This window comes from Fictibacillus halophilus (assembly GCF_042680145.1).
Taxonomy (GTDB): domain Bacteria; phylum Bacillota; class Bacilli; order Bacillales; family Fictibacillaceae; genus Fictibacillus; species Fictibacillus halophilus_A.
This window is the reverse complement of the sequence record NZ_JBHTNQ010000001.1, coordinates 1,827,612-1,842,472: the sequence shown is the minus strand read 5'-3', so window position 1 is coordinate 1,842,472 and position 14,861 is coordinate 1,827,612. Positions and strand designations below refer to the sequence as shown.

Below are 14,861 nucleotides of genomic sequence, written 5' to 3'. Positions count from 1 at the left end.
AAGTCAAGATATTAATTTTTTTTGGCAAAAAGAAGGATTTTGAGAAAACCTTTGTCTTATATAGGGTTATAAAACTTCCATATAATACAAATCTAGTATTTAGCCAAATATTAAATAAAATCATATAAATTATTCTTTTCTCTTTGATATTCTAGTAATTACTCTTGATTTCAAGTTTGACAAGATTTTTTCTTTGACACGGTGTTTACGTATATATAGTATAGGGGTAGAAGAACTACATACAAGATATAGATATTCATCGTGTGTGAGAGTATGAAAAAGGAGGAGAAATATGGACACAGTTGCCACTGTTAAAAAGGGTATCGATTACGAAGCTCTTAATCAAGATATAGCACAATTTCCACAAGTACATCCCGTATCATCCACAATGAAAACGACTCATAAAGGTGTTTCACGACTGGTGATGCTTGATCGATACAGTTTCAAAGACACAGAAAAGAAAACACTCAAACCGGGTGATTTTGTTGTTTTAACGGTCAAAGAAGATCCGAAATTTCCGGCGAGAGGACTTGGTTACATTCAATCAGTCAACTGGGACGATAAGAATGCAGTCGTTTTAGTTGAGGATGAATTCAAAGCAGTGCTTGAAAAACCGGAAGAAGCAGAAACAGGACTTATTACACGTTCACTCGATGTGATGGACAAGCCGCTGGAAGTATTCTACGAGCAGATTGCGCTAAGGAATGCCACAGGGTTATCATCTGTTGAAACGACAGAGGAAAAGCGCCAGGAATCGTTCGAGAAGTTCTATAAAGAACTTTCTGAAATGAACTTCGTACCGGCTGGACGAGTTCTTTACGGTGCAGGAGCAGAAACAGATGTAACGTATTTTAACTGCTACGTTATGCCGTATGTAAAAGACTCGCGTGAAGGAATCTCAGATCACCGCAAGCAAGTGATGGAGATCATGAGCCGGGGCGGCGGTGTTGGAACGAACGGATCAACACTTCGACCAAAAAATGCGTTAGCACGAGGTGTTAATGGTAAATCATCTGGGTCAGTTTCATGGCTGGATGATATTGCGAAACTGACGCATCTGGTTGAGCAGGGCGGATCGCGCAGAGGGGCCCAAATGATCATGCTTGCGGACTGGCATCCTGACATTATTGACTTCATTATTTCTAAAATGCAAAATCCCCGTATTTTGCGTTACTTGATTGAAAACACGAACGACGAGAAGATTAAACAAGTTGCTCAAGATAAATTGAAGTTCACACCGTTAACACCAGCTCAAAAGGCAATGTACGAAGGAATTCTACGTTACAAAGATATACCGGGAACAGGCGGTTTTGACTCTGATGTTTTACGCGATGCAGAAACGATGCTTCGCGACGGAGGTACTTACAGTGTTCATAATTCAGAGTTCCTGACAGGAGCTAATATCTCAGTTACGATAACCAAAGAATTTATGGAAGCTGTTGAGAACGATGGAGAATATATGTTGCGTTTCCCAAGTGTTGAAGCATACTCTCCTGAAGAAATGGAAGCTTACAATAATGAGTGGCATGAAATTGGAGATGTTCGTGTTTGGGAAGAAAAAGGTTACGGAATTCGTGTATATAAACGTATTAAAGCACGTGAACTTTGGAACCTGATCAACATTTGCGCAACATACTCTGCAGAACCAGGAATCTTTTTTATTGATAATGCCAATGACATGACGAACGCTACAGCATATGGACAAAAAGTTGTAGCTACTAATCCGTGTGGAGAACAACCACTTGCACCATATTCTGTATGTAATTTAGCAGCTGTGAACCTTGGTAACATGGCAGACAAAGAAAACAAGAAGGTCGACTTTGAGAAGTTGAAACAAACGGTTGAAGTCGGCGTACGTATGCAAGACAACGTAATTGACGCAACGCCATATTTCTTAGAACCGAACCGTGTACAAGCTTTAGGCGAACGCCGTGTTGGACTGGGCGTAATGGGACTTCATGATCTACTCATCTACTGCGAGACAGTTTACGGATCTGAAGAAGGAAATAAACTTGTTGATCAAATTTTTGAGACGATCGCTGTTACCGCTTATAAAACTTCGATCGAGCTTGCAAAAGAAAAGGGAAGCTTCCCATTCTTAGAAGGTGAGACAGAAATAGCTACAAATGACCTTCGAAATCGTTTTATTGAAACAGGATATATGAAAAAACTTCCTGAAGAAGTACGAAAAGATATTTTACAATACGGTATTAGAAACTCTCACTTATTAACGGTGGCTCCTACGGGAAGCACCGGGACCATGGTTGGAGTCTCAACAGGACTTGAACCTTACTTCTCATTCTCATACTTCCGCAGCGGACGCCTTGGGAAGTTTATTGAAGTAAAAGCTGATATTGTAAAAGAATATCTCGATAATAATCCGGAAGCTAATGAAAACGAACTTCCTGAATGGTTTGTTGCAGCGATGGAGCTTGCACCAGAAGCACATGCGGATACTCAATGTGTCATCCAGCGCTGGGTGGACAGTTCAATCTCCAAAACGGTAAATGCACCAAAAGGGTATACTGTTGATCAAGTTCAAAAGGTATATGAGCGTTTGTATAAAGGCGGAGCAAAAGGCGGAACTGTTTATGTTGATGGAAGCCGTGATGCGCAAGTTCTGACTCTTAAAGCAGAAGAAACATTTGAACAAACTGAGATCGACCTTGGAATGGAAGAAGAAAAGAAAAAAGTCGTAATTCTTGATACGATTACTGACCTTCGTTCAACAGATGTAACAATCGGTAACGAAGTAGGCAACACATGTCCTGTCTGCCGAAAAGGAAAAGTAAAAGAAATCGGCGGCTGCAATACTTGTACGAACTGTAATGCACAATTGAAGTGCGGTCTATAAACGAAATGCAAGAAGGAACTGGAAATGGTTCCTTCTTTTTATATGCCAATATTCGGACATACTAATCTCATCATTTGTGAAATTTTGGGGGTATGTAAAGTGGCCGGAGCTAATAAACCTTTTATGCCGCAGCTCATTTATTTTGAACCGCGTGCACTTGAATATCCATTAGGCAAAGAGCTGTTCGATAAGTTCAGTAAGCTTGAGGTTGAGATAAGAGAGACAACTTCACATAATCAGATACGTGATTTGCCTGGAGATAACGATTTTCAAAAGTACAGAACAGCAAAGTCAACGCTTGTTGTGGGTATACGAAAAACATTAAAATTTGATACGTCAAAACCCTCTGCTGAATACGCAATTCCGCTTGCAACTGGCTGTATGGGACATTGTCATTATTGTTATCTGCAAACAACACTTGGCAGCAAGCCTTATTTAAGAACGTATGTAAACACAGACGAGATCTTTGCTCAGGCTGAAAAGTATATGCAGGAAAGAGCACCGGAGATTACGCGATTTGAAGCGTCTTGTACATCGGATATCGTTGGAATTGATCATCTTACCCACTCCCTGAAAAAAGCGATTGAATTCTTTGGCCAAACGGCCTTGGGTAGGCTTCGGTTCACAACGAAATATCATCATGTTGATCATTTACTGGATGCCAATCATCAGGGACGGACAAGGTTTCGATTTAGTATAAATTCACATTATGTGATTAAAAACTTTGAATTAGGCACAAGCCCACTAGAGGAAAGAATTAATGCGGCCATAAAAGTAGCTGAAGCTGGATACCCATTAGGTTTTATAGTGGCACCGCTTTATCTTCATAAGGATTGGGAAGAAGGGTATAAAGAGCTTTTTGATATATTAGAAGCAAAGCTCCCAAAACATTTAACAAACGATTTAACTTTTGAACTGATTCAGCACCGTTTTACAAAGCCAGCAAAAAGGGTTATCGAAAAAAATTATCCGAAAAGCAAGCTCGAAATGAATGAGGAAGAACGTAAATACAAGTGGGGGAAATATGGAATAGGCAAGTATGTATATCAGGACGATCAGGCCACAAGGCTTCGTGAGACGGTAGAAAATTATATTAATACCATGTTTCCGCAATCCAAGATAGAGTATTTTACGTAATATTCCGGTAAAGGGTATTCCCTTGTCACTCAAACATTTCTATAGTATCCTTTTTATAGAGACCAATCGGTTTTAGTATAGGGAGGGAACATTTTGCCGCCAACCCCAAGTATGGAAGACTATATTGAACGCATCTATGCCCTAATAGAAGAGAAAGGGTATGCAAGAGTATCAGACCTTGCAGAAAACCTTGAGGTACATCCCTCTTCTGTAACCAAAATGATTCAGAAACTCGACAAAGGCAAGTATGTCGTTTATGAAAAATACAGAGGCTTTGTTTTAACGCCGAATGGAAAAAAACTAGGTAAGCGTTTAGTATACAGACATGAATTGTTAGAAGAATTTTTGAAGGTAATCGGGGTAGATGAGGAAAACATCTTTCAGGATGTTGAAGGAATCGAGCACCATTTAAGCTGGAACGCTATTGATCGAATAGGAGATCTCGTGCAATTCTTTGAAGAAGACAAAGATCGCCTGAATGAATTAAGAGAAGTACAAGCTAAAAACGAAGAACAAGGACAATCATAATTTTTTATGGTTGTTTTTTATTTTGAAAAAATTGGTTATAAAGGACATCTTCTTGCGATTAGGATAGTAGTGGAGGAGATGGTCAATGCGAATAGACGGCGTATTTTCAGGTGGAGGAATTAAAGCTCTCTCGTTGATAGGTGCGGTTGAGGCGGCAGAACACAGAGGACTTTCTTTTGAAAGGGTTGCGGGGACAAGTGCCGGTGCGTTAATGGCTGCTTTAGTAAAAGCCGGGTATAAAGCTGATGAAATGAAAAGCATTATCGATGCACTTGATTTTAAAAAGTTCTTGGACACAAGTAAGGTTCCAATACCGTTTATGAACTGGTTAAAGCTTTATTGGAAACTAGGTCTCTTTAAAGGAGATTATTTAGAAAATTGGGTGGCAACCCTTTTGGCTAACCGGGGAATCGTAACTTTTGCTGATATTCCTTATGGAAGCTTAAAGATAATCGCATCAGATATAACCCGGGGCAGACTTATTGTACTACCGGATGATCTTGAAGAATACGGCTTGCTTCCAGAACGATTTCCAATAGCCAGGGCTGTTCGGATGAGCTGCAGCCTTCCCTACTTTTTTTATCCTATTAAGCTGTTTAATCGGGTTGGACAAAAAAGCTATATTGTCGATGGCGGTGTCTTGAGTAATTTTCCGATGTGGCTGTTTCAAAGAAAAGACCGGGTACCGATACGTCCCGTGTTAGGTTTTCAGCTTAGTTCATATATCAATGATCATATTCCGACACATCAGGTTAAGAATGCAGTACAGCTTTTTAAAGCTTTGTTTGAAACCATGATGCAAGCACATGATAACCGTTATATTGACTCACACGATGCCAGAGATATTATATTTATGCCTGTTAAGCATGTATCTGTTATCGACTTTCAGCTGTCTGCTGAAGCGAAAAATGAACTTTATCAGTTTGGGTATGACAGGGCAGAACACTTTCTGCAGGGCTGGATCGCAGGGAAATCATATCCGCATCCAGCATACAAAAATCGAGCCTGATCCTTAAAAGGAGGCTCGATTTTTTTTCTTGTTCTTTTTTCCTTCAATAACAGTTAAATGATGTTCTCTTGCTCGTTTTTTCTGAGCTGTACTTTTAACTTTCTTGTTAGAAAATAACGGTGAAGTTTTTGAAGGCTTCTGGTTGGAACCATACCGTTTTTTTGATTGTTTTACTGCTTTTCTATATTTGCCGTTTACTCCTGATGAAGTTCTGCGAAATATAAAGTAAAAAACGGCGACCACTGCTGCTCCGATCAGAAGGGTTGTAAATAGTTGGCGAGGTGAAGTGATCAGTTGATATAGGATTCCGACAACAGCCAGTGAAATGACAAACCAAATGATAGGATGCAATCTTCTGCTATTCTGTTGCAACAGGTCCACCTCCTTAAAATTAAACAATTTGACTTTGCTGTTTCTCACTTTCATAGGATGCGTCACGTTTAAGCATTTCATTAAAAGATAGTATAGAAACTTCTATTTGTTTTTCGTCAGGTTCTTTTGTTGTCAATAATTGCAGCCAAAGTCCCGGATATCCTAAATATCGAAGTACTGGAACGTCTCTTAATTTGTTTGTCAGCTGTAATACTTCAAAAGATACCCCTAAAACGACAGGAATAAGCGCAAGTCTGGATAAAATTCTTTGCCAAAGTACATCAGAAGGTACAAAATAATAGATCACCATTCCAACAAGTACTGTAAACAGGATAAAACTGCTGCCGCAGCGGTAATGAAGCCGTGAGTGGCGCTTAACATTTTCAACAGTAAGTTCATCCCCAGCCTCAAAAGTATTAATCACTTTGTGCTCGGCACCGTGATACATAAATACCCTCTTAATTGCGGGGGTTAAGGAAACAAAATAAATATAGCTTAGTAAGAAGATAAACTTAAACAAACCTTCTAAAAGATTTTGCCCAAGATGTCCTGGAACAATAAAACGAAATGCTTCTGCTAAGAACACTGGAACAAGGGTGAACACGAATTTTCCGAACAGAAAAGATAGGACACCGATTATCGCCAGGCTAAAGAAAAAAGTAAACTTCGAAGTTTTTTCCTCTTCCTCTTCTGCTTCTGCCTGTTCTTCACCAGGATTAACACCAAATCGTTCAGCGGAAAAATTTAAGTGCTGCGTGCCGTTCATACTGGCTTCGATAATAGCGATAAATCCCCTTACAAAAGGAATCTTTTTAAGTTTTGCTAACACAGGAGCTGGTTTCTTTTTAAGTTCAAAATACTCAATTGAATCATCGTTTCTTCTAATTGCCGTGACATATGTGTGTCTTCCGGCAAACATAACCCCTTCTAGTACAGCTTGACCGCCGTAAACGGGTTTTTTCTCTTTTGTCATGTTGGACCCCCAGCCTAAAATTTTGTAGGTACTTTCTATTCTACAGTAAAGCTGGATATTCCTCCAGAAGGTATGATTTATTTGTATTTTTCCCATTCTATACATGTTTTACACGGATTATGATTGATTAAGCCTAATAGAGTTTGACGTGGTATTTTATGGACATACTAGAGGTGTTGGAGGTGTTCGTTTATGGACGAAAAACAATTAGAGCAAAACAAACAAGAATCCCAATCTTCGTTTATGAGCCGGGTTGTAGGAGTTGGTTTTTTTGGAGGACTGATTTGGTCTTCATTTAGTTTCATTGCATACTACTTAAATTTTTCTAAGGTAGGACCAGCTCTTGTATTGGCACCGTGGGCATTAGGGAAATGGAAATCTCAATGGATTGGGCAGCTTATCAGTATTCTGATTATTGCATTGCTCTCGATCTTAGTGGCGATCGGGTATCGTTATGCTTTTGCAAAAATTAAATCCATGTGGGGCGGAATTGTCTTTGGAGCTGCATTATGGGGTATTGTATTTTATTTGCTTCATCCCATCTTTCCAGGATTGGAGCCGATGAATACAATTGGTAAAAATACAATTACAACAACACTCTGTATTTATATATTATATGGTGTTTTTATAGGGTATTCTATTTCATTTGAATATAGAGAACGATTCGGTGAGGCTCAGGAAAAGAAGCAGTCTGCACAAAGTTCGTAACTATCCAAAAGATCAAACGCTATGATAGAATGTTGTAAGAACATTCTATTTTTTTTGTGTAAAGGCGAGGTGTCGTTTATGGACTACGAAAAGTCTATTCTTGTTATTAACGGTCCTAACTTAAATCGCTTAGGAAAACGGGAACCAGGAATTTACGGTGCGAAAACATTAGACGATCTTCAGTTAGAACTGGAAAAAACAGCTTCTGAGCTTTCCTTTGATGTCTCATTTAATCAGAGCAATTCTGAGGGGGAAATTATCGACTGCATACATGAATCTTCCGGTAAGCATGAGGGAATCGTTTTAAACGCAGGGGCTTATACTCATTATAGTTATGCGATTAGAGACGCAATTGCCAGTGTGGATGTCCCTGTAATTGAAGTTCATTTATCAAACGTTCATGCCAGGGAGGAATATCGCCGGCACTCTGTAATTGCTCCTGTTACGATCGGACAAATCTCAGGTTTTGGATTTGATAGCTACAAACTTGCACTTCAGGCTTTCAGCAATATTGTTAAATTGGGGGAATGAAAATGGATCGTGTAGAAAGAGCAAGGCAATTATTTGAGAACTTCGATATTGATGCATTACTAGTGACATCTACTTCAAACCGATTCTATTTAAGCGGTTTTAAAGGCAGTTCAGGGGTGCTTCTTATTACAAAAAATGACGCTATTTTGGTAACGGACTTTAGATATAAGACACAAGCCGCGGAACAAGCAAAAGGGTACCGTGTAGTTATGCACACTGCTCCTATTCCTGAAGAGGTTGCTAAATTAGCAAAAGATCTATCTATTAAAAAACTAGGATTTGAACAAGATAATGTTACATATTCTACATATCGTACATATGACAGCCAGTTAAATGAAGCAGAAACAAAGCTCGTTCCTGTTACAGGATTAGTGGAAAAGTTGCGCTTGATAAAGGATGAATCAGAGATTAAGATAGTAAAGGATGCCGCGTCTATTGCTGATGCCGCTTTTTCACATATTATCGAGTTTATACGTCCTGGTTTGACTGAACGGGAAGTTTCAAATGAACTTGAATTTTTTATGAGGAAAAACGGAGCTATCTCTTCATCATTTGATATCATAGTGGCTTCGGGTTATCGTTCAGCTCTGCCGCATGGTGTAGCATCAGATAAAACGATTGAGACTGGTGAATTAGTAACTTTGGATTTTGGAGCATACTACAAAGGCTATTGTTCAGATATTACACGTACCGTGGCAATTGGCAATGTCTCAGATGAACTGAAAGAAATTTATCAAGTTGTATATGATGCACAAATGCTTGGCATGAAAGGTATTAAACCGGGAATGACTGGTAAAGAAGCAGACGCGTTGACAAGAGATTATATAGCTTCTAAAGGTTATGGAGATTATTTTGGACATTCGACAGGTCATGGAATCGGGTTAGATGTTCACGAAGGCCCTGCTTTGTCAGTTAAATCTGATACAGTCCTAGAACCAGGCATGCTTGTAACAGTCGAACCTGGAATCTATATTTCAGGTCTTGGCGGAGTACGAATTGAAGACGATGCCCTTATAACGATAGATGGTAATGAATCACTTACCCATTCTACAAAGTCTCTTATAACGATAAGTTAACCAATCAGGAGGAAAAAACATGATTTCAGTAAACGATTTTAAAACAGGCTTAACAATTGAAGTTGACGGAGGAATCTGGCAAGTTCTAGAATTCCAGCACGTAAAACCAGGAAAAGGTGCAGCTTTCGTACGTTCAAAACTTCGTAACTTGCGAACTGGCGGAATTCAGGAAAAAACGTTCCGTGGCGGAGAGAAAGTATCTAAAGCACACATTGAAAATCGCAAAATGCAATATCTTTATGCTTCAGGTGATACACACACATTCATGGACAATGAATCTTACGAACAGATTGAACTTCCTGCATCTCAAATTGAGCATGAACTAAAGTACTTGCTAGAGAACATGACAGTTCATATCATGACATACCAAAGTGAAACAATCGGAGTTGAGCTTCCGAACACAGTTGAATTGGTTGTTGCTGAAACAGAGCCTGGAATTAAAGGTGATACTGCTTCAGGCGGTACAAAACCGGCTACACTTGAAACTGGTTTGATTGTCCAAGTTCCTTTCTTTGTTAACCAAGGCGACAAACTTGTGATTGATACTAGAAATGGAGCATATGTTTCACGCGCATAAAATAATGAATAAAGATATGAAAGTCTTATTCCGTTTCGGAATAAGGCTTTTTTTATTGCTTTTTTTCTATGCTGATTTCGCAAATTTTGTTGCTCTTGGGAGTGTTTGACTTCCGTTCCAGGTTGCTCGCTTTCCGCGGGGCGGGCGGTGAGCCTCCTGGCGCTTTGCGCCTTTAGGAGTCTCACCTGTCCCACTCGTCCCGCAGGAGTCTCGCACCTTGCACTCCAGTCAACTTGTCAATGAAGATATAAAAATATCCAAAAACAACAATCTTTTTGAATAGAGCCTATTTCTAAAAGAGGAACAGGCAATTGAAGAAGATGTCCAAGTTTGACAAAAGACCTAATTTTATAAATTCAGACTATATGTTCCTGCGATTAGACCTAATTCTATCTCACTTAGACTTAATTATTTTAAATCAGGTCTAATAAGAAAACTTCTGCACATCTTCCCCATACTTAACTAAGGCAGGCTCTCTTTATTGGCATAAAGCTTAAGGATAAGCCATACGTTTATAGTACGAGCCTTTAAAAGGAGACCCCGGCTATGGAAAAAATATTTAGATTGTTTCCAGAAGAAATTCAGCAGATGTTACGTAATCTTCCTGCAGCCATTATTCAATCTGTGGAAGAAATAAGGATTAGGATCGAACAGCCATTAGAAATAGTATGTTCAAGTAATCCAATCTATCCATCTGATAAGCCAGTTTCCGCAGAAGAAGCACAAGTTCTTCTTAATCGGCTGAGCCAGCACTCGTTATATGCATTAGAAGAAGAACTAAAACGCGGATATATTACGATTTCTGGCGGTCATCGTGTAGGTCTTGCTGGAAAAGTAATAACTGAGCAGGGATTTGTAAAAGCCATTAAAGAAATAAGCTCTTTTAATATCAGGATTGCCAGAGAAAAAATAGGTATTGCCGAGCCGCTTGTTCCCTATCTTTTTCAAAAAAATTGGCACAATACCTTGCTTATCGGACCTCCGCAAACAGGGAAAACGACTCTTTTAAGAGATATTGCGAGACTGGTCAGCTGCGGAATAAAACAAAGAAACATTCCATCTTTTAAAGTAGGGATCGTGGACGAGCGTTCTGAAATAGCAGGATCTATTAAAGGAATCCCTCAGCATTCACTTGGTAAACGAGTAGATGTGCTTGATGCCTGTCCAAAAGCTGAAGGTATGATGATGCTCATACGATCAATGAGCCCTCAAGTCTTAATTGTGGATGAAATAGGAAGAAAAGAAGATGGTGAAGCAATCCAGGAAGCTATGCATGCAGGTGTGCAGATGATTTTCACGGCGCATGGCAGCAGTTTGGAAGATGCTCTTAAAAGACCGGTGATGAAACCTTTATCTGGTCTTTCATTGTTTCAAAGATATGTTATTTTAAGCCGCGAAAAAGGACCAGGTACGATTCAGCGTATTTATGACGGTTCATTTAATGAGATCTACCGGTCGTCAGGAGGTGCAGCATGATGAGCTGGTTCGGTGCCGTTGCTATATTGTCAGCTACAACTATATTTGGTTTCGAATGGGCTCAGCGTGTCAGAGAAAGACCGAAGCGGCTGCGAGAACTAAAAGTTACGCTGCAAGCACTAGAAGCTGAGATCATGTATGGTTCAACTCCTCTGAGTGAAGCGTTTCAGCATATAGGAAAACCTTTAAAAGAGCCGTTATCTTCTTTTTTTCTAATAATTTCTGATTTATTAAACGATGGAGACCTTACTGTTCAAGAAGCCTGGGAATGTCAGCTGGAGGTTTTGGCAAAGGAAACATCGTTTAAAAGCGGGGAGATCGAAGTGCTTCGCCAGTTTGGATCTACCCTTGGCAGACACGATAAAGAACATCAGCAGAAGCAAATTCAACTGACCCTTGCTCATCTAAATCGTGAAGAAAAAGAAGCAAGGGATATACAGGAGCGTTATGAAAAAATGTGCAAAAGTCTCGGCGTACTGATGGGACTTTTAATCGTAATCCTTTTAATGTAACAGGGGGAACTTTACATGGGACTTGATGTTAACGCAGTGTTTCAAATCGCTGGTTTAGGAATAATTGTGGCTATGCTGCATACCGTCTTAAAAATGATTGGGAAAGAAGATTATGCTCATTGGGTAACTTTATTGGGGTTTGTAGTTGCTTTATTCATGGTGATCACTTTGCTTGATGATCTTTTTCAGAAAGTAAAAGGAGTCTTTTTGTTCCAGAACTAAGGAGGGAGACCAATTGGAAATTATCCAAATAGTTGGTTTTGGACTGGTCGCAGCTTTCTTAGCCTTAGTCCTGAAAGAGCAGAAAGCGAATTTTGCTTTTTTGATCACCCTTATGGTAGGCGCGGGAATTTTTTTATTCCTGATTGATAAGATCGGACAGGTTATTACGATGCTTCAAAGGCTGGCAGTTAACGCCAATGTAAATATGGTTTATGTTGAAACACTATTAAAAATTATTGGAATTGCTTATATTGCAGAATTTGGAGCCCAGATTACGAGAGATGCCGGACAAGGGGCAATTGCATCTAAGATAGAGCTTGGAGGTAAGATCCTAATTTTAGTCATGGCAATTCCAATCTTAACGGTAATTATTGAAACGGTGCTGACGCTTATTCCCAAATAAGAAAGCGGGTCGTAAGGATGAGGAGAAGTATGATGCGGACAGGCTTTTTTTTACTAATATTTGTGATTATGATGACTTTCGGCAGCCATGCATCTGTTTCTGCAGAATCAATCACTTCTGAAATAGTAGAGCATCAGATCTCATCTATGCAGCTTGATGAAATTAAAGATTTTTGGGACAGCGTCTCTAATGAATACGGGGGCTTCTTGCCGGAGAGCCAGAAAGGTACTTTTTTTGAATTTGTAAAAGGTGATAAAGAATTCTCTATAAAAGCGTACTTGATGGGTCTATTAAAATTTTTGTTCCATGAAATGGCTGTTCACGGAAAACTACTCGGTACATTAATCTTACTGACAGTGTTCAGCATGCTTTTGCAATCTATACAAAATGCATTTGATAAATCAGCAATATCTAAGGTTGCTTATGCAATTATCTATATGGTTTTGATCATACTGGCACTTAATAGTTTTCATGTGGCCATTTCATATGCTGTAGAAGCGATAGATACAATGCTCAGTTTCATGATTGCACTCATCCCTCTCCTTTTGGCTTTAATGGCGACTGTAGGAAGTATAGCTTCTGTCGCCTTTTTCCATCCAGTCATCTTATTTTTAGTTAACACGAGCGGTCTGCTCATTAAAAATTTTGTACTTCCTCTGCTTTTTTTATCTGCTTTATTAAGTATCGTCTCTACAATGTCAGAACATCACAAAGTTACTCAGTTAGCAAAGCTGCTGAGAAATATAAGCATAGGCTCATTAGCATTTTTCTTTACCGTCTTTCTTGGAGTTATGAGCGTTCAGGGAGCAACAGCAGCAGTAGCTGATGGAATTACAATTAAGACTGCAAAATTTATTACGGGCAATTTTATTCCGGTAGTAGGAAGAATGTTTACCGATGCAACCGATACAGTCATGAGTGCCTCCATACTTCTAAAGAATTCGGTTGGAATTATAGGTGCAGCACTCTTATTGCTGATAGCAATATTCCCAGCTATTAAAGTATTAATCTTAGCTTTCATTTACAGTATGGCATCAGCCTTGCTGCAGCCGCTTGGCGGAGGACCGATCGTAGAGTGTTTAGGAATTATCGGCAAAAGTGTCATGTTTATCTTTGCAGCACTAATGACGGTGTCGATCATGTTTTTCCTTGCGATAACCATCATAATAGCTGCTGGAAATGTCACGCTGATGGTTCGGTAGGGAGGCGTTAACAGTGGGATTTTTAACTGAATGGATCACGAACATCATTGTACTTGTTCTGCTCGCAGGGGTAATCGAGCTATTATTGCCAGGCAACCAATTTCAGAGTTATATCAAAATGGTAATCGGCCTTCTTATTTTGCTTGCTATGCTGTCTCCATTATTTAAACTATTAAATTCTGATATGGATCAAGTGTTTCAAGCTATGGATCTGCCAGCTGCTGCGAAAGAAAATGAAATAAAAAATTCGATAGAAAAAAATAAAAGTGAAATACAAGGCGCACAACGTGCATATATATTAGAGCAAATGGCTGTCCCAATGAAAAAACAAGTTCAGGAGGAGTTGAATAAGACGTATGAATTAGAAATTGTCGATCTTCAAATCCATACGAATAGCGGTACGGAGTCTTTAAAGCCTGAAGATATAACCGGTGTAAAAGTTGTACTAGCTAAACATCATGAACCAGCTGGTGTCTCAGAAGTATCAGAAGTGGATGTGACCATTTCTGAAAAGAGAGACCAAGCTGAAAAAGATGGGGTACCTGAAGAAATTGTAGATTTCTTGGCCAGCCAATGGCAGCTAGATGCACAGCAGCTTGAGGTGAAAATGGAAGGGGGAGAGGAGTCATCCCAATGAAACATTCATTTTGGGAACAGATAAAAAAATGGCTGCAGCTGAGTGATAAAGCAGGGAATAAACAAAAATACTTACTTGTACTGCTACTATTGGGAATTGCTCTTATGTTTATAAGTAAAATGATTGACTCCCCTGCTAAGAATGTTTCCATGCAAACACTTTCTAACAACACACAATCTAATGAATCAGAAGCCGTATTCAAGGATACAAAAGAAGTCACCAACAAGAACATTCGATCTTATGAAGACAGATATGCGAATCAGCTGAAAGATCTGTTAGAGCAGATCCAAGGAGTCGAGAGTGTTTCCGTTTATGTAGAGCTTGAAACAACTGAGAGAAAAGAAGTTGCAACTGACGAGAACATTCAAAGGCAAACAACATCAGAAACAGATAAAAGTGGAGGGAAACGAACGATTGAAGATCAAAAGACAGAAGAAAAGATTGTAATCGTTCAAAACGATGGAAAAGAAGAACCTATTGTAATAACAACCGAAAAGCCAAAAATAAGGGGTATAGCGGTTGTAGCTCAAGGAGCGGAAAATCTGCAAACAAAAGCAATGATCATCGATGTGATAACAAAAGTATTTGATATCGGCAGCCACAATGTATCTGTGGTTCCAAAAAAATACGAGGGGGATTAAAAG

At 39.3% G+C, this 14,861-nt stretch carries 17 protein-coding genes; 15 read left to right on the top strand and 2 right to left on the bottom strand.

Going from position 1 to position 14,861, the window contains the following annotated elements; translation table 11 throughout:
- The first annotated feature begins 292 nt into the window (after window positions 1–292).
- The 4 genes from ACFQ4X_RS09520 to ACFQ4X_RS09505 all read left to right on the top strand — a co-directional run bounded on the left by ACFQ4X_RS09520 (window position 293) and on the right by ACFQ4X_RS09505 (window position 5,528).
- Window positions 293–2,854 (top strand): vitamin B12-dependent ribonucleotide reductase, encoded by a 2,562-nt coding sequence (locus ACFQ4X_RS09520; protein WP_379834687.1) that lies wholly within the window; start codon window positions 293–295, stop codon window positions 2,852–2,854.
- A 123-nt stretch (window positions 2,855–2,977) separates the two neighbouring features.
- Window positions 2,978–3,991 (top strand): spore photoproduct lyase, encoded by a 1,014-nt coding sequence (gene splB / locus ACFQ4X_RS09515; RefSeq protein WP_379837114.1) that lies wholly within the window; start codon window positions 2,978–2,980, stop codon window positions 3,989–3,991.
- 111 nt (window positions 3,992–4,102) lie between these two features.
- Entirely contained in the window at window positions 4,103–4,519 is a 417-nt protein-coding gene (gene mntR, locus ACFQ4X_RS09510) for a transcriptional regulator MntR (RefSeq protein WP_066294827.1), read from the top strand.
- Between the two features lie 85 nt (window positions 4,520–4,604).
- Window positions 4,605–5,528: a patatin-like phospholipase family protein gene (locus ACFQ4X_RS09505; RefSeq protein WP_379834686.1), complete on the top strand. Its 924-nt coding sequence runs from the start codon at window positions 4,605–4,607 to the stop codon at window positions 5,526–5,528.
- A 3-nt stretch (window positions 5,529–5,531) separates the two neighbouring features.
- Here the strand turns inward: ACFQ4X_RS09505 and ACFQ4X_RS09500 are convergent, their stop codons facing one another.
- A complete protein-coding gene (locus tag ACFQ4X_RS09500) occupies window positions 5,532–5,900 on the bottom strand; it encodes an SA1362 family protein (RefSeq protein WP_379834684.1) in 369 nt (122 codons plus the stop codon).
- Between the two features lie 19 nt (window positions 5,901–5,919).
- Window positions 5,920–6,873: a DUF1385 domain-containing protein gene (locus ACFQ4X_RS09495; RefSeq protein ID WP_379834683.1), complete on the bottom strand. Its 954-nt coding sequence runs from the start codon at window positions 6,871–6,873 to the stop codon at window positions 5,920–5,922.
- Window positions 6,874–7,065: 192 nt separating this feature from the next.
- Here ACFQ4X_RS09495 and ACFQ4X_RS09490 point away from each other — a divergent pair, with 192 nt between their 5' ends.
- The 11 genes from ACFQ4X_RS09490 (at window position 7,066) to spoIIIAG (ending at window position 14,858) form a co-directional block, all read left to right on the top strand.
- Window positions 7,066–7,581, top strand: coding sequence for a YqhR family membrane protein (locus tag ACFQ4X_RS09490; protein ID WP_379834681.1), 516 nt, complete (start codon window positions 7,066–7,068; stop codon window positions 7,579–7,581).
- A gap of 78 nt (window positions 7,582–7,659) precedes the next feature.
- Window positions 7,660–8,112 (top strand): type II 3-dehydroquinate dehydratase, encoded by a 453-nt coding sequence (gene aroQ, locus ACFQ4X_RS09485; protein WP_379834680.1) that lies wholly within the window; start codon window positions 7,660–7,662, stop codon window positions 8,110–8,112.
- A gap of 2 nt (window positions 8,113–8,114) precedes the next feature.
- Entirely contained in the window at window positions 8,115–9,188 is a 1,074-nt protein-coding gene (locus tag ACFQ4X_RS09480; RefSeq protein WP_379834678.1) for a M24 family metallopeptidase, read from the top strand.
- A gap of 19 nt (window positions 9,189–9,207) precedes the next feature.
- Window positions 9,208–9,765, top strand: a complete 558-nt coding sequence (gene efp, locus ACFQ4X_RS09475) for an elongation factor P (protein WP_379834677.1) — start codon at window positions 9,208–9,210, stop codon at window positions 9,763–9,765.
- A 546-nt stretch (window positions 9,766–10,311) separates the two neighbouring features.
- Complete coding sequence (spoIIIAA, locus tag ACFQ4X_RS09470) at window positions 10,312–11,241, top strand: stage III sporulation protein AA (protein ID WP_379834675.1); 930 nt, start codon at window positions 10,312–10,314, stop codon at window positions 11,239–11,241.
- Window positions 11,241–11,753: a stage III sporulation protein SpoIIIAB gene (gene spoIIIAB, locus ACFQ4X_RS09465; protein WP_379837112.1), complete on the top strand. Its 513-nt coding sequence runs from the start codon at window positions 11,241–11,243 to the stop codon at window positions 11,751–11,753. The genes spoIIIAA and spoIIIAB overlap by 1 nt, the downstream gene beginning before the upstream one ends.
- A 15-nt stretch (window positions 11,754–11,768) precedes the next feature.
- Window positions 11,769–11,975: a stage III sporulation protein AC gene (spoIIIAC, locus tag ACFQ4X_RS09460; RefSeq protein ID WP_066290831.1), complete on the top strand. Its 207-nt coding sequence runs from the start codon at window positions 11,769–11,771 to the stop codon at window positions 11,973–11,975.
- 13 nt (window positions 11,976–11,988) lie between these two features.
- Window positions 11,989–12,378 carry a stage III sporulation protein AD gene (spoIIIAD, locus tag ACFQ4X_RS09455; protein ID WP_066290828.1) on the top strand — a complete coding sequence of 130 codons (390 nt, stop codon included), beginning with the start codon at window positions 11,989–11,991 and terminating at the stop codon, window positions 12,376–12,378.
- Between the two features lie 32 nt (window positions 12,379–12,410).
- Window positions 12,411–13,580, top strand: a complete 1,170-nt coding sequence (gene spoIIIAE / locus ACFQ4X_RS09450) for a stage III sporulation protein AE (protein WP_379834673.1) — start codon at window positions 12,411–12,413, stop codon at window positions 13,578–13,580.
- Between the two features lie 13 nt (window positions 13,581–13,593).
- A complete protein-coding gene (gene spoIIIAF / locus ACFQ4X_RS09445) occupies window positions 13,594–14,217 on the top strand; it encodes a stage III sporulation protein AF (RefSeq protein WP_379834671.1) in 624 nt (207 codons plus the stop codon).
- Window positions 14,214–14,858 (top strand): stage III sporulation protein AG, encoded by a 645-nt coding sequence (spoIIIAG, locus tag ACFQ4X_RS09440; protein ID WP_379834669.1) that lies wholly within the window; start codon window positions 14,214–14,216, stop codon window positions 14,856–14,858. Before spoIIIAF ends, spoIIIAG begins: the two co-directional genes overlap by 4 nt.
- The last annotated feature ends 3 nt before the right edge of the window (window positions 14,859–14,861 follow it).